At 66.6% G+C, this 13,867-nt stretch carries 14 protein-coding genes and 1 pseudogene; 5 read left to right on the top strand and 10 right to left on the bottom strand.

The features are described from left to right. Positions 1–149 precede the first annotated feature (149 nt). Together AC6LJ5_RS28410 and AC6LJ5_RS28405 are read left to right on the top strand one after the other, a co-directional pair. On the top strand, positions 150–713 hold the full coding sequence (locus AC6LJ5_RS28410; protein WP_392409390.1) for a cysteine hydrolase family protein: 564 nt from the start codon (positions 150–152) through the stop codon (positions 711–713). Positions 714–747: 34 nt separating this feature from the next. Then, positions 748–1,710 carry a GlxA family transcriptional regulator gene (locus AC6LJ5_RS28405; RefSeq protein ID WP_498142253.1) on the top strand — a complete coding sequence of 321 codons (963 nt, stop codon included), beginning with the start codon at positions 748–750 and terminating at the stop codon, positions 1,708–1,710. A 75-nt stretch (positions 1,711–1,785) separates the two neighbouring features. Here the strand turns inward: AC6LJ5_RS28405 and nrdR are convergent, their stop codons facing one another. Both nrdR and glyA read right to left on the bottom strand, forming a co-directional pair. Further along, positions 1,786–2,265 carry a transcriptional regulator NrdR gene (gene nrdR, locus AC6LJ5_RS28400; RefSeq protein WP_103272382.1) on the bottom strand — a complete coding sequence of 160 codons (480 nt, stop codon included), beginning with the start codon at positions 2,263–2,265 and terminating at the stop codon, positions 1,786–1,788. Between the two features lie 199 nt (positions 2,266–2,464). Further along, positions 2,465–3,715, bottom strand: a complete 1,251-nt coding sequence (glyA, locus tag AC6LJ5_RS28395) for a serine hydroxymethyltransferase (protein WP_103272381.1) — start codon at positions 3,713–3,715, stop codon at positions 2,465–2,467. A gap of 211 nt (positions 3,716–3,926) precedes the next feature. On the opposite strand from glyA, the gene AC6LJ5_RS28390 reads away from it, so the two are divergent. Further along, positions 3,927–4,565, top strand: coding sequence for a LysE family translocator (locus tag AC6LJ5_RS28390; protein ID WP_392409392.1), 639 nt, complete (start codon positions 3,927–3,929; stop codon positions 4,563–4,565). Positions 4,566–4,695: 130 nt separating this feature from the next. Here the strand turns inward: AC6LJ5_RS28390 and AC6LJ5_RS28385 are convergent, their stop codons facing one another. Both AC6LJ5_RS28385 and tyrS read right to left on the bottom strand, forming a co-directional pair. Further along, a complete protein-coding gene (locus tag AC6LJ5_RS28385; RefSeq protein WP_392409393.1) occupies positions 4,696–5,352 on the bottom strand; it encodes a YbhB/YbcL family Raf kinase inhibitor-like protein in 657 nt (218 codons plus the stop codon). A gap of 101 nt (positions 5,353–5,453) precedes the next feature. Continuing rightward, positions 5,454–6,698 (bottom strand): tyrosine--tRNA ligase, encoded by a 1,245-nt coding sequence (gene tyrS / locus AC6LJ5_RS28380; protein ID WP_103272378.1) that lies wholly within the window; start codon positions 6,696–6,698, stop codon positions 5,454–5,456. A 258-nt stretch (positions 6,699–6,956) separates the two neighbouring features. Here tyrS and AC6LJ5_RS28375 point away from each other — a divergent pair, with 258 nt between their 5' ends. Continuing rightward, on the top strand, positions 6,957–8,363 hold the full coding sequence (locus tag AC6LJ5_RS28375; protein WP_392409394.1) for a M23 family metallopeptidase: 1,407 nt from the start codon (positions 6,957–6,959) through the stop codon (positions 8,361–8,363). Positions 8,364–8,440: 77 nt separating this feature from the next. Continuing rightward, positions 8,441–9,466: pseudogene (locus AC6LJ5_RS28370) on the top strand (anhydro-N-acetylmuramic acid kinase); the annotation flags it as partial. A 67-nt stretch (positions 9,467–9,533) separates the two neighbouring features. Here the strand turns inward: AC6LJ5_RS28370 and erpA are convergent. The 6 genes from erpA to AC6LJ5_RS28340 form a co-directional block, all read right to left on the bottom strand. Then, positions 9,534–9,905 carry an iron-sulfur cluster insertion protein ErpA gene (gene erpA, locus AC6LJ5_RS28365; protein ID WP_103272375.1) on the bottom strand — a complete coding sequence of 124 codons (372 nt, stop codon included), beginning with the start codon at positions 9,903–9,905 and terminating at the stop codon, positions 9,534–9,536. A gap of 86 nt (positions 9,906–9,991) precedes the next feature. Continuing rightward, positions 9,992–10,729: a DUF6776 family protein gene (locus AC6LJ5_RS28360; RefSeq protein WP_392410430.1), complete on the bottom strand. Its 738-nt coding sequence runs from the start codon at positions 10,727–10,729 to the stop codon at positions 9,992–9,994. Between the two features lie 40 nt (positions 10,730–10,769). Continuing rightward, positions 10,770–11,834: an N-acetyl-gamma-glutamyl-phosphate reductase gene (argC, locus tag AC6LJ5_RS28355; protein ID WP_103272374.1), complete on the bottom strand. Its 1,065-nt coding sequence runs from the start codon at positions 11,832–11,834 to the stop codon at positions 10,770–10,772. 118 nt (positions 11,835–11,952) lie between these two features. Further along, positions 11,953–12,345, bottom strand: coding sequence for a 30S ribosomal protein S9 (rpsI, locus tag AC6LJ5_RS28350; RefSeq protein ID WP_006388641.1), 393 nt, complete (start codon positions 12,343–12,345; stop codon positions 11,953–11,955). 9 nt (positions 12,346–12,354) lie between these two features. Next, on the bottom strand, positions 12,355–12,783 hold the full coding sequence (gene rplM, locus AC6LJ5_RS28345; RefSeq protein WP_006217309.1) for a 50S ribosomal protein L13: 429 nt from the start codon (positions 12,781–12,783) through the stop codon (positions 12,355–12,357). Positions 12,784–13,197: 414 nt separating this feature from the next. Continuing rightward, a partial coding sequence (locus AC6LJ5_RS28340; protein WP_498142252.1) for an ABC transporter ATP-binding protein occupies positions 13,198–13,867 on the bottom strand: 670 nt, incomplete at its 5' end.

Below are 13,867 nucleotides of genomic sequence, written 5' to 3'. Positions count from 1 at the left end.
GCTCCCGCCATCCGGCGCCGCCCGCCCCCCCGACCGCCATGATGTCCGTTTCGGGCCGATGCTGGTCTGCCGGCGCGCTCGCCTGGCCGGTCTGCGAGGATGAAAATGGCTGCGTGTCCTTTTAAAATCCATGTTTTGGAGCCCAGACCATGAAGCAGGCGCTGATCGTCATCGATGTCCAGGATTCCTTTCGGCAACGTCCGTTTTGGGACGAAACCGAGTACCCCGCGTTCGTGGCGCAGATCCAGCGCCTGATCGACGCCGCGACGTCCCAGGGCGTGCCAGTGCTGCAGGTTTTCCACACCAGCGTGTCGGACGATCCGGCCAACCCCTTCTCGCTGGCGTCCGGGCACGTCAAGACGCTGAAAGAGCTGAAGATCTCGCCTACCGCCGTGTTCCACAAGACCGTGCACTCCTCGCTCTACGCCAAGGGCCAGGACGGCGCGACGCTGCATGACTGGCTGCGAGATCACGATATCGGTGAAGTCATCGTCAGCGGCATCCGCACCGAGCAGTGCTGCGAGACCACTTCGCGCCATGCCAGCGACGCCGGCTTCAAGGTGATCTTCCCCACCGACGCCACCCTGACCTTCGCCATGCAGAGCCCGTCCGGCCGGCAATACACGCCCGCCGAGATCCGCGACCGCACCGAGCTGGTGCTGCAGGGCCGCTTCGCGCGGGTCTTGCGTGCCGCCGACGTGCTGGCGGCTTAGCATGTCGTCCCGCTGAAATACGCGAGCACACGCCATGATCCCGGTGTACTTCGTGCTGACGCGCGGCCTGGTGCTGCTGGACCTGGCCGGTCCGGCGGAAGCGTTCCGGGTGGCCGAAAGGCTGTGCCCCGGCACGTTCGCGCTGCATTTCTGCGGACCGGAGGCGGAGCTGGAATGCGGCCTGGCGGGGCTGCACCTGGCCCGCATCAAGCCGCTGCCGGCCAGATTGCCCGCCAACGCGCTGGTCATCGTTTCCGGCGTGGTCGGCACGCCGACGCGGCTGGACGATGCGCAGGCGCGCGCCATCATCGACTGGCTGACCGCGCGCCAACCGGCCGACGGCTTCACGCTGATGACGGTCTGCGCCGGCGCGCTGTTCGCGGCGGCCGCCGGCCTCACGCGCGGGCGCGAATGCACCACCCATCACGGCAGCCTGGCGCAGCTGGCGGCGCTGGATCCCAGCGCACGGATCCTCGACAACCGCATCTTCGTCGAGGACGGCGCGCTGGTCAGCAGCGCGGGCATCACGGCGGGCATCGATCTCGCGCTGCACATGGTGTCGCGCCACTGCGGCCCGCGCATCGCCTGCGAGGTCGCCCGTGAAATGCTGGTCTACCAGCGCCGCGCCGGCACGGATTCGGCCCTGTCGCCCTGGCTGGAACACCGCAGTCATCTGCATCCCGGCGTCCACAAGGTACAGGATGCGGTGGTGCGCAACCCGGCGGCGCCCTGGTCGGCGCAATCGCTGGCGCAGGAAGCCCATACCAGCGCGCGCCACCTGACCCGGCTGTTCCGCCTGCACGCGGGCTGCACGCCGATGGACTATCTTTATCAGATACGCGTCGCGCTGGCGCGCGACCTGCTGCGCGAAACCCGGCTGGACCTGGAGCGCGTGGCGGAGAAGGCGGGATTTGGCTCGGCCCAGCACATGCGGCGCGTGTGGCGTCGCTTCGAGCCGCGAACGCCCGGCATGGCGCGGCAGCAGCTGGCGGCCTGAAGCGGACCGTCGGCCTCGGGCGCCGACCTTGCCACGGCGCCCGAGCGGCGGCGTGACGACAACAGGCGGATCCGCTCAGTCCTTGCGCAGCTTGCCGGGCAGCAAGGGCCCCTGCATCTCGCGGATGGCTTCGACGAATTCGCCGATGTCCTCGAAACTCTTGTAGACCGAAGCAAAGCGCACGTAGGCCACCTTGTCGAGCTTGCGCAGCTCGTTCATGACCAGCTCGCCGATGTGCTCGGTGGGCACTTCGCGCTGCCCGCTGGCCCGCAACTGCTCTTCGATGCGGGAAACGGCGGCATCCACGTCGCCGGTACTGACGGGACGCTTGCGCAGCGCCAGGCTCAGGCTGGCGCGCAGCTTGGCCGGATCGTAGTCGCTGCGGCTGCCATTGCGCTTGACGACCGAGGGCAGCGCCAGCTCCACCCGTTCATAGGTAGTGAAGCGCTTGTCGCAGGACAGGCAACGGCGGCGGCGCCGGATGGCGTCGCCTTCTTCCGAGACGCGGCTGTCGACGACCTGCGTTTCGGGGTTGCCGCAAAATGGACACCGCATGTGTGATCCCTGAAGGCCGGATGGCAAGAATTAAGCATATTGTAACGATCCGTCCGGCGGAAATCGTCAATAGGGCTGAATTCGTCCCCGATATTTTTGCCAGCAACCGTGCGTCCGGCCAAAAACAAAGGGACGGCCCTTGCGGAACCGTCCCTTTTCATCCCCGCCGCCCGGTTTCCCGGGCGGACAGCGCAGGCGCTTACTTGCGGCCGTAGACCGGCAGGCGCGAGGTCAGTGCGTTGACCTTGGCGCGCACGGCGGCGATGTTGGCCTCGTCGCGCGGGTTGTCCAGCACGTCGGCGATCAGGTTGGCGGTCAGTTCGGCCTCGGCTTCGGTGAAGCCGCGGGTCGTCATGGCCGGCGTGCCCAGGCGGATGCCGCTGGTCACGAAGGGCTTTTCCGGATCATTCGGGATGGCGTTCTTGTTGACCGTGATGTGAGCCTGGCCCAGCACGGCTTCGGCTTCCTTGCCGGTGATGCCCTTGGCGCGCAGGTCAACCAGCATGACGTGGCTTTCGGTGCGGCCGGAAACGATGCGCAGGCCGCGCTTGACCAGCGTATCGGCCAGCACCTTGGCGTTCTTGACCACTTGCTGCGCGTAGTCCTTGAATTCCGGGGCCAGCGCTTCCTTGAAGGCCACGGCCTTGCCGGCGATGACATGCATCAGCGGGCCGCCCTGGATGCCGGGGAAGATCGCCGAGTTGATGATCTTCTCGTGTTCGGCCTTCATCATGATGACGCCGCCGCGCGGGCCGCGCAGCGACTTGTGCGTGGTCGAGGTGACGAAGTCTGCATGCGGAACCGGGTTGGGGTAGGCGCCGCCAGCGACCAGGCCCGCGTAGTGGGCGATGTCGACCATGAACAGCGCGCCGTTTTCACGGGCGATGCGGCCCATGCGCTCGAAGTCGATGTGCAGCGCGTAGGCCGAGGCGCCGGCCACGATCAGCTTGGGCTTGTGTTCCTTGGCCAGCTTTTCGACCTGGTCGTAGTTCAGGACTTCGTTTTCGTCCAGGCCATACGAGATGAAGTTGTACAGCTTGCCCGAGGCGTTGACCGACGCGCCGTGCGTCAGGTGGCCGCCTTCGGCCAGGCTCATGCCCAGCACGGTGTCGCCTGGCTTGAGCACGGCCATGTACACGCCCTGGTTGGCCTGCGAGCCCGAGTTGGGCTGCACATTGGCGGCTTCGGCGCCGAAGATCTGCTTCAGGCGATCGATGGCCAGCTGCTCGACCACGTCCACGTATTCGCAGCCGCCGTAGTAGCGCTTGCCGGGGTAGCCTTCGGCGTACTTGTTCGTGAGCTGCGTGCCCTGGGCTTCCATGACGGCGGGGCTGGCGTAGTTCTCGGACGCGATCAGCTCGATGTGCTGTTCCTGGCGCACGTCTTCCTTCTGGACGGCGGCCCAGACATCCGGGTCAGCCTTGGACAGGGTGAGGTTGCGGTCAAACATGACGGAGGGTTCCTGAGGCAGTAGAAGAGAAAAAACCGGGGAAAGGCTGGCCGGGGTAAACCCGGAGAATGGCGCTTAGTTTACCCCGTCGGGCGCGCGGAATTGCCCCCCATCTACCGGCAATCGGCGCAAAATGCCATGCACGGGCGCGAAAACCACGCGCGCCGTTCCGCCCCCTGAAACCGGCCTCAAGCCGCCTTGAGCAATTTTCATGCAAACCGCCACCCTCCTTACCTACTCGCTGGTCGCCGCCGTCAGCGTGGTCAGCCCCGGCCCCGCCACCATGCTCGCCATCCGCAATGGCGCGGCGGGCGGCGTGCGCGCCGTGCTGCCGTCGACGCTGGGGAACGTGACAGGGCTGTTCCTGCTGTCCGCCGCCGCCATGCTGGGACTGGGCGTGGTGCTGCAATCGTCGGCGCTGCTGTTCACGCTGGTGAAAGTCGCGGGCGCGGCCTATCTGCTCTACATCGGCCTGCGCCATCTGCTTGGCCGCTCGAATATCGCGCCGCCGCCCGAACAGGCCACGCAACAGGCGCCGCGCCGCGCCAGCCGTCTGTACCTTGAAGCGGCGCTGGTGGCGACGATGAATCCCAAGCCCATCCTGTTCTTCACCGCGCTGTTCCCGCAATTCCTGAACGCGAGCGAACCGCTGCTGCCGCAGTTCCTCATCCTGACGGGCATCTTCATGGGCATGTCGCTGGTCTCGCTGCTGGCCTATGGCGCGCTGGCCCATCGCGCGCGGCGGCTGCTGCGCCAGCCGCGCATCGTGACCTGGCTCAACCGGCTGGTGGGCTCGATCTTCGTGAGCTTCGGCGTGGCGCTGCTGCGCTTGAAACGCGCGGCGGGCTGATGCGCGCGGATGGACGCCGGCTCGGGCCTCCGCCCGACCGGCAGCCGCGGCCGCAATGGATCGCCCCAATTGAAAACGCCCTGCCGCCGGACGGATCCGACGACAGGGCGTGATCGGCCCGCGCGGGGCGTCAGGAGGCCGAGGTGGCCCCGATCTGCTTGGGCGCGAGGGCAGGGTTGAGCGTGTAGGTGCCGGTCAGCGAAGCCTGGGCCAGCACATGCTTCTGGATCGCGCGCAGCGCATCCTCGCCGGTGAAGGACCCTTGCAGGCCCAGCGTGGCCACGTCCAGCGCATACAACGTGAACACGTAGCGGTGGACCAGCGCGTCGTTCCAGGGCGGGCACGGGCCGTCATAGCCGAAATAGTCGCCGCTCATGTCGTGGTCGCTGGCGAACCAGGACGTGTAGGAGTTGACACCCTGGCGCGCGCCAAGCGGCGCCAACGGGCCGCCCTTGCCGCGCGGCGTGATGCCATTGGAAAAGGCGCCCTCGTCGATTTCGCGCAGGTCGGCGGGCAGGTCCACCAGCACCCAATGGAAGAAATCGACGCGCGGCAGGCTGGCGGGCACTTCGCGGCCCTCCTGGTTGACGTCGTCGGGAACTGACGGCACGTCCGGATCGTGGCAGATCAGCGCGAAGGACTGCGTGCCGGCCGGCGCGTCGTCCCAGGAAAACTGCGGATTGAAGTTATCAGCCAGCGCGACGTGCGATTGCGCGTCGATCCTGCCGAAGGCGTAGCGCTCGGGAATCGACTCGGTATCGGAAAAGGACAAACTCAAAAGCTTCATGTCGTGCTCCTCAATGTGCCGCACAGGACGCCCGGGTCCTCGGCCCTGGCTCCCAGCGTATCAAATCTCCGCAGCCACCGGATCAAGCGATCTTCGCAAAATCACGACTTCACGGTAACACGGGCGAATTTGCGCTTGCCTACCTGCACCACATAAGTGCCGGCGGGCAATTGCAACGATTTGTCCTCGACGCGGTCGCCGTCCACCCGCACGCCGCCCTGCTCCACGTTGCGCTGGGCTTCGGAGCCCGACGCCACCAGGCCGGCCTCGCGCAGCAGCTTCAGGATGCCCACCGGCGCGCCGGCGACGTTCACTTCGGGCATGTCGTCCGGGATGGCGCCGTCGCGGAAACGCGCCTCGAAGGAAGCCAGCGCCTCTTCGGCCGCGCGGGCCGAATGGAAGCGGGTGATGATCTCCTGGGCCAGCAGGACCTTGGCGTCGCGCGGATTGCGGCCGGCCTCGGTCTCGGCCTTGAGCGCGGCGATGTCTTCCAGCGAGCGGAACGACAGCAGTTCGAAGTAACGCCACATCAGCGTGTCGGAGATCGACATGAGCTTGCCGAACATCGAATCCGGCGACTCGGAAATGCCGATGTAGTTGCCCTTGGATTTGGACATCTTTTCGACGCCATCCGTCCCCACCAGCAGCGGCATGGTCAGGATGCACTGCGGCTCCTGGCCATATTCCTTCTGCAGCTCGCGCCCGACCAGCAGGTTGAACTTCTGATCGGTGCCCCCCAGCTCCAGATCGGATTTCAGCGCCACCGAGTCATAGCCCTGCATCAGCGGATACAGGAATTCATGCACCGAGATCGGCACGCCGCCCTTGAAGCGCTTGGTGAAGTCCTCGCGCTCCATCATGCGCGCCACCGTGTAACGCGAGGCCAGCTGGATCATGCCGCGCGCGCCCAGCGGGTCACACCACTCGGAGTTGTAACGGATCTCGGTCTTGGCCGGGTCCAGCACCAGGCTGGCCTGCGCGTAGTAGGTCTTGGCGTTGGCCTCGATCTGCTCGCGGGTCAGCGGCGGGCGGGTGCTGTTGCGGCCGCTGGGATCGCCGATGGTCGAGGTGAAGTCGCCGATCAGGAAGATGACCGTGTGGCCCAGGTCCTGCAGCTGGCGCATCTTGTTCAACACCACCGTGTGGCCCAGGTGGATGTCCGGCGCGGTCGGATCCAGCCCCAGCTTGATGCGCAGCGGCACGCCGGTGGCGCGGCTGCGGGCCAGCTTGCGGGCGAACTCCGATTCGACCAGCAGTTCGTCGCAGCCGCGCTTGGCGATGCGCAGGTCGGCTTCGACTTCGGGGGTGATGGGGGCAGCTGCGATGGGGGCTTCTGAGGAGGACATTTCCGGGGGGACCAAGACGGCTTCGGCCGATAAAAGGTGTAAAAAGTGACGAAAACTATCGAAAATTCTAGCTGAATCAGCTAGGATACCGCCCTAATCATACGCAACTGTCATATATACGCAGTTGTCGTCCGGTCTGTCACCTGCTGTTCACAAGTTGCGCCCCGCGCCAGCCCTTGCCCCGGATAACGTGGCGCGCGGGGGCCGTTCGTGTCACGCACCCTGCGAGTCCCAGCTACCTGAGAGGGTTTTTTCACGATGAATCGTGGCCTCCACGACATTGCGAACCGCTTCAAGCGCAAAACCGCAGCGTCGCTCTCGCCCGTCGAGCCCAAGCCGCGCTCCGGGATTGTCAGCCGCACGCTGCTGGTCACCGCGATCGGCCTGTTCGCCGGCGCTGCCGCGCTGGGCATGGTGCAGCATCCCGATCGCTCCGACATCCCCTCCGCCCGCATCATCCAGAGCGTCCTGCCCCTGACCGCCGAACAGGTCGAAGTCAGCACGCCGAGCGCCGCGCCCTACATCAGCGAAACCCGCATCCGCGCGGGCGACACGCTGGCCGCGGTGCTGCAGCGCCTGGAACTGGACGCGCCGGAACTGCAAACCTTCCTCACCCACGACGCCAGCGCCCGCAGCATCTACAAGCTCTATCCGGGCCGCTCGGTCCAGGCGGCGACCGACGAAGACGGCAACCTGATCTGGCTGCGCTACATCCACACGCCCGGCAACGAGACCGACGGCCAGGTCGTCACCCGCATGCTGCACGTGGCCCCGGCCGGCAACAGCTACAAGGCCGAGGAAATCACCGAGAGCACCGATCGCCAGACCCGCGTCGCGGTCGGCACCATCCGCTCCTCGCTGTTCGGCGCCACCGATGCTGCCGGCATCCCCGATTCCGTCACGCTGCAGATGGCCGACATCCTCAGCGCCAAGATCGACTTCCTGCGCGACCTGCGGCAGGGCGACCAGTTCCGCGTGGTCTACGAAGTGCGCTCGCACGACGGCCGCTATGCCGGCGCCGGACGCGTGCTGGCGCTGGAGTTCATCAACGGCGAGAAGACCTACAACGCCGTCTGGTTCAGCCCCGACGGCAAGAGCGGCTCGTATTACGATTTCGACGGCACCAGCCTGCGCGGCGCCTTCCTTCGCACCGCCCTGAAGTTCAGCCGCATCAGCTCGACCTTCGGCATGCGCATGCACCCCATCCACAAGACCTGGACGGGGCACAAGGGCGTGGACTACGCCGCGCCGTCGGGCACGCCGATCCATTCCACGGCTGACGGCACGGTGGAATTCTCGGGCTGGCAGAACGGCTACGGCAACGTGGTCATCGTCAAGCACCACGGCAAATACTCGACGCTGTACGCGCACCAGAGCCGCATCGCCGAAGGCATCACCAAGGGCTCCAAGATCTCCCAGGGCCAGCTGCTCGGCTACGTGGGCGCCACCGGCTGGGCCACGGGCCCGCACCTGCACTACGAATTCCGCGTGGACAACCAACCCATCGACCCGCTGTCGGTGGACCTGCCCGTGGCCCGCACGCTGGAGCCCGCGGAAATCCGCGCCTTCAAGCAGGCCGTGGCGCCGTACCAGCAGCAGATCCAGCTGCTGACGGAATTCCAGCAGACCCTGCCCGACGCGCTGACCAACGTGGCCAGCCGCTGAGCGCGCGAACATGAGCGCTTCCGGCGGCCCGCGCGATTCCCAGCCCGGCCGCCTCCAGGCGGCGGGCGCCGGCCCACGGCCAGCCGCCGCAGGTGCTGGCCAGCGCCAGCCTGGACATGCCCTCCGCCCTGCGCGCCGAGCTGCTGGCGCTGAACCAAGCCGGCGCCGACGAACTGGCGCGCGCCGCGCTGGCGGCCAATGCGCTGGCGCGTCTCTATGCCGACACAGCCGCCCGCCTGCTCGACGCATCCGGCGTCGCGCCGCGCGATGTAATCGCCATCGGCGTCCACGGACAAACCGTGCGCCACCGGCCCGACAGCGGCTATACCGTGCAATTGAACGCCCCGGCGCTCCTGGCCGAGCTGAGCGGCATCGACGTGGTGGCCGATTTCCGCAGCCGCGACGTGGCCGCCGGCGGCCAGGGCGCGCCGCTGGTGCCGCCCTTTCATGCGGCGATCTTCGGCGCGCCACAGGCGCGCGCGGTGCTGAACCTGGGCGGCATCGCCAACGTCACGCTGCTTGCGCCCGGCGCGCCGGTGCGCGGCTTCGACACCGGCCCCGCCAATGTGCTGCTGGACGGATGGTGCCAGCGCCACCTGAACCAGCCCTTTGACGCCGACGGCCGCTGGGCGGCCAGCGGCCAGGTGCTGGCGCCGCTGCTCGAGGCGTTGATCGCGGGCGAACCCTGGTTCGCCCTGCCGCCACCCAAGTCCACCGGGCGCGATCTCTTCAACATGCGCTGGCTGGACGACCGGCTGGCGGCCTGCGACGGCCCGCGCCCGGCGCCTGAGGACGTGCAGGCCACATTGCAGCGCCTGACGGCCAGGACCGTGGCCAACGCCATTGACGCGGCCGCCGCTGGCGTGACCGAGATCTATGTCTGCGGCGGCGGCGCGCGCAACGGCGCGCTGATGCGCGAACTGGCGTACTGCCTGCAACGGCCCGTCCATCCGACCGATGCGCTCGGCGTGCCGGCCCAGCAGGTCGAGGCGCTGGCCTTCGCCTGGCTGGCGCACCGCTTTACGGAACGCCGCCCCGCCGGACTGCCCGACGTGACCGGCGCGCGCGGTCCGCGCATCCTGGGCGCGCTCTATCCGGCCTGATTGCCCAAAACAAAAAACCCTTCGGCAAGCCGAAGGGTTTTTTAATGAGCTGACGCTCAGGGCGCGATCAGACCGAGAACGACGAACCGCAACCGCAAGTCGTGCTGGCGTTGGGATTGCGGATGACGAACTGCGAGCCCTCGATGTCTTCCTTGTAGTCGATCTCGGCGCCGACCAGATACTGGAAGCTCATCGGGTCGACCAGCAGCTGCACGCCAGCCTTGTCGAGCACGGTGTCGTCTTCGTTGACGACTTCATCAAAGGTGAAGCCGTACTGGAAACCCGAACAGCCGCCGCCTTGCACGAAGACGCGCAGCTTCAGCTCGGGGTTGCCTTCCTCGGCCAGCAGGTCCTTGACCTTGGCGGCCGCCGAGTCGGTAAAGACCAGGGGAGCAGGCGGCGGGGCCTGCAGGTCGACGGTTTCGGTCACTGCATTCATGGTTCACTCCTGGCCGTTGAGGCCGAATTTCGGTGAGCGGCGTCGCCACTCGTATGCTGTCACTATAGCGCAGCCCCGGGCCGGACTCAAAGTTCGAGCTTGACGCTGCGGGTCGCGCGCACCGTATCGCCTTCGAGCACGGTGATGGTCACGCTTTCGGGGACAAAACCCTCGGGCAAGGCCAGCATGCCCTGGCTGCGTTGATACTGGTCGAACTGCAAGGCCAGTCCGGCGGCGACACCATCGGGCGCCGGCGTCGTTTCCGACTTGACCTGCATGGGCGCGAGCTCGACGGTCACGGTCTCGCCCTTGAGCGTGCCGACCGCCTGGAAGCGCAGCGCACCCGAAAACGGCGCGCCGCCATTGCGGCCGCTGCGCATCAGCAGCACCTTGTAGCGCAGGCCCTGCCCGGCGCGCTCGACCTGCGCGCCGCGTATATCGACCGAGCCTTCCGGCCCGGGCGGCAGCAGCTGCTCATAGAACGCCAGTTGGTCGCGCACGCGGCCGACCTCGGCCTGGGCGGCGCGCAACTGCGTTTCCAGCTCCTGCCGCGCGGCCCGCTCGATCACCAGTTCGCCATCGGCCGCGTCCAGCTGGCCCTGGGTGAAACGCAGCTGCGTGCGCTGCTGGCGCATCGCCTCTTCCTGCGCGCTGCTCGGCAGGGGATCCGAAGCAGCCGCCGCCACGCTCGCGCGCGCCTGATGGCGGACGTAGAGACTGGTCCCCGCGACGCCCAGCGCGACGCCTAACGCGAGCGCGATGCCGACGCGCGCCAGTCCGCGAGGACGGCGCGATTGCGAAGCGATGGGAGAATCGTTGGACATGGCACTCGGAAGGGCGGCCAGCCGCCCTTCCGGCAATGCATCAGGGCAGGATCGCGACCTGGTCCAGGCCGGTGGATTCCGCGAAGCCGAACATCAGGTTCATGTTCTGCACGGCCTGGCCGGCGGCGCCCTTGACCAGGTTGTCCTGCACCACCATCACGATCAGCTGGTCGCCATTGCCCGGGCGCGACAGCGCGATGCGCAGGTTGTTGGACGCGCGCACCGAGCGGGTTTCCGGCAGGCTGCCGGCCGGCATCACGTCGACAAAGGCCTCGTCGGCATAACGCTGCTCGAACAGGGCCTGGAAGTCCGTGTCGCGCGCCTCGGGCAGGATGCGGGCGTAGAGGGTGGAGTACATGCCGCGAATCATGGGCACCAGGTGCGGCACGAAGGTCAGGCCGACCTTGCCGCCAGCGATCTTCTCCAGCTGCGAAACGATTTCCGGATGATGGCGGTGGCCCGCCACGCCATAGGCCTTGAAGTTGTCGGAGGCCTCGGAGAACAGCGAGCCCACCTCCGCCTTGCGGCCCGCGCCGGACACGCCCGACTTGCAGTCCGCGATCAGGGTCTGCGCGTCGATCAGCTTCTTGCCGCCTTCCAGCAGCGGAGCCAGGCCCAGCAGCACCGTGGTCGGGTAGCAGCCCGGATTGCCGATCACGCGGGCCTTGGAGATGGCTTCACGGTTCAGCTCGACCAGGCCGTACTGGGACTCGGCCAGCACTTCCGGGCAGGTATGGGGAATCTTGTACCAGCGCTCGAACGTGGGGATGTCCTGCAGGCGGAAATCGGCGGCCAGGTCGATCACGCGGGTGCCGGCGGCGATCAGCTCGGGCGCCTGCGCCATGGCCACGCCATGGGGCGTGGCGAAGAACACCACGTCGCAATCGGTCAGCGAGGCCTTTTCGGGCGCGGAGAAAGCGATCTTCACGCGGCCGCGCAGGTTCGGGTACATATCGGCCACCGGCAGCCCGTCTTCCTTGCGGGACGTGATGGCGGTCAATTCCACATTCGGGTGCTGCGACAGCAGGCGCAGCAGCTCGACGCCGGTGTAGCCGGTGCCGCCGACGATGCCAACCTTGATACGGGTGTTCGATGCTTGGGCCATGATGGATATGAACTCTACGTGGAACGAAACGTGATTGTATCGCCCGACAATCGCGGGCAGGCGGAGCGGCGGCCCCAAATGAAAAAAGCCCGCCGTAGCGGGCTTTTTTCTGCAGGCATCAGCGCTTGCTGAACTGCTTGCGACGACGGGCCTTGCGGAAGCCGACCTTCTTGCGTTCGACTTCGCGGGCATCGCGGGTCACGAAACCAGCTTGCGACAGCGCGGGCTTCAGGGTCGCGTCGTAGTCGATCAGGGCACGCGTGATGCCGTGACGGACTGCGCCGGCCTGGCCGGTTTCACCGCCGCCGTGCACGTTGACCTTGATGTCGAACGATTCCAGGTGGCCGGTCAGTTCCAGCGGCTGGCGCACGACCATGCGGCCGGTTTCACGAGCGAAGAACTCGTCGACGGGCTTGCCGTTGACGACGATCTTGCCGGTGCCCTTCTTGATGAAAACGCGAGCCACCGAGGTTTTGCGACGGCCGGTTCCGTAGTTCCAGTTACCGATCATGGCGTTTCCTTAGATATCCAGCGTCTTGGGCTGCTGGGCGGTGTGCGGGTGCTCGGCACCGGCGTACACCTTCAGTTTCTTGATCATCGCGTAGCCCAGCGGACCCTTGGGCAGCATGCCCTTGACAGCCTTCTGGATGGCGCGGCCGGGAAAACGCTCTTGCATTTTCTCGAAGTTCGTTTCGCGGATACCGCCCGGGTACGTGGTGTGGCGGAAGTACTTCTTGTCCTTCGCCTTCGTGCCGGTAACGACGATATCGGAAGCGTTGATGATGACGATGTAATCGCCAGTATCAACGTGCGGCGTGAATTCAGGTTTGTGCTTGCCACGCAGACGACGTGCGACTTCGCTGGCCACACGACCGAGGACTTTGCCCTTGGCGTCGATCACAAACCAGTCACGTTGGACTTCATGCGGCTTGGCCACAAAGGTCTTCATGATGGTTCCTAAGAAGAAAAATGATTCCGCCGGCGGGCGTATCCCTGCCAGCGCTTCCTTCCCCCGACTAGGCCGTGATTCCCGAGAAAACCCTGGAATTTCAAGCCTCTATCAGCATCCCGCCTAAGCGTTATTACCCGCCCGTGCAATAGCCAAAATGAGGGAAAGCCTGTGATTCTAACACAGCTGCTCAAAAAATGGGCAAGCCAGGAGGCGACGGCCTTCCGCATCCGCCCCCGTCCTCACCGGGACGGCTCGCGGGGGCAGCCAGACGAAAGGGCTTCATATAAAAGGGACAACCCTCACTGGACGGAATGCCTGCCTGGCGGCGCCTGCCCTGACAGGCGGCAGACGTCCCGCCAGACAGCGGCCGGCGCGCGCAACCTGAACCGCGCGCGCCCCGGCAAGATCCGGTCAGGCGCCCAGATAGGCTTCCAGCACCCGAGGATGGCCCAGCAGCTCGCGGCCGGTGCCGCTCAGCGCCATGGCGCCGTTTTCCAGCACATAGCCGTGCTGGGCGATCTTCAGCGCCTGGCGCACGTTCTGCTCGACCAGGAACAGGGTCAGGCCGTCGGCGTTGATGGCGCGCAGCGAACGGAATATCTCCTGCACCACGATGGGCGCCAGGCCCATCGACGGCTCGTCCAGCAGCAACAGGCGCGGCTTGGCCATCAACGCGCGGCCGATGGCCAGCATCTGCTGCTCGCCGCCGGACAGGTTGCCGGCCATGCCGTTGATCCGCTCCTTCAGGCGGGGGAACAGATTGAAGACATACTCCAGATCCGAGCCCACGTTCTTCAGGCCGCGGCGGTAGGCGCCCAGCTCCAGGTTCTCCAGCACCGTCATGGTGGTGAGGATGGCCCGGCCTTCCGGCACCTGCACGATGCCGCGCGCGACCAGCTGGTGCGGCGGCAGGTTGGTGATGTCCTCGCCCTCGAAGCTGATGCGGCCGCTCGCCTTGGGCAGCAGCCCGGACAGCGCCAGCAGCGTGGTGGACTTGCCGGCGCCGTGGTCCAGGCCCTGGCCGACGCCAAGCCTGACGCCATCTTCAACGTGCTGTTCGCCGCCGACCTGACGCGCTTCG

It is taken from the genome of Achromobacter sp. 1011791174 (genome assembly GCF_059760925.1).
This window is presented reverse-complemented; position numbering and strand designations above follow the sequence as displayed.

Coding starts and splice junctions, on each gene's coding strand:
- rpsI (WP_006388641.1), bottom strand. CDS start 12,345: ATGATCGGTAACTGGAACTACGGAACCGGCCGTCGCAAAACCTCGGTG.
- nrdR (WP_103272382.1), bottom strand. CDS start 2,265: ATGCGGTGTCCATTTTGCGGCAACCCCGAAACGCAGGTCGTCGACAGC.
- rplM (WP_006217309.1), bottom strand. CDS start 12,783: ATGAAGACCTTTGTGGCCAAGCCGCATGAAGTCCAACGTGACTGGTTT.
- AC6LJ5_RS28385 (WP_392409393.1), bottom strand. CDS start 5,352: ATGAAGCTTTTGAGTTTGTCCTTTTCCGATACCGAGTCGATTCCCGAG.
- AC6LJ5_RS28375 (WP_392409394.1), top strand. CDS start 6,957: ATGAATCGTGGCCTCCACGACATTGCGAACCGCTTCAAGCGCAAAACC.
- erpA (WP_103272375.1), bottom strand. CDS start 9,905: ATGAATGCAGTGACCGAAACCGTCGACCTGCAGGCCCCGCCGCCTGCT.
- AC6LJ5_RS28410 (WP_392409390.1), top strand. CDS start 150: ATGAAGCAGGCGCTGATCGTCATCGATGTCCAGGATTCCTTTCGGCAA.
- AC6LJ5_RS28360 (WP_392410430.1), bottom strand. CDS start 10,729: ATGTCCAACGATTCTCCCATCGCTTCGCAATCGCGCCGTCCTCGCGGA.
- glyA (WP_103272381.1), bottom strand. CDS start 3,715: ATGTTTGACCGCAACCTCACCCTGTCCAAGGCTGACCCGGATGTCTGG.
- argC (WP_103272374.1), bottom strand. CDS start 11,834: ATGGCCCAAGCATCGAACACCCGTATCAAGGTTGGCATCGTCGGCGGC.
- AC6LJ5_RS28390 (WP_392409392.1), top strand. CDS start 3,927: ATGCAAACCGCCACCCTCCTTACCTACTCGCTGGTCGCCGCCGTCAGC.
- tyrS (WP_103272378.1), bottom strand. CDS start 6,698: ATGTCCTCCTCAGAAGCCCCCATCGCAGCTGCCCCCATCACCCCCGAA.
- AC6LJ5_RS28405 (WP_498142253.1), top strand. CDS start 748: ATGATCCCGGTGTACTTCGTGCTGACGCGCGGCCTGGTGCTGCTGGAC.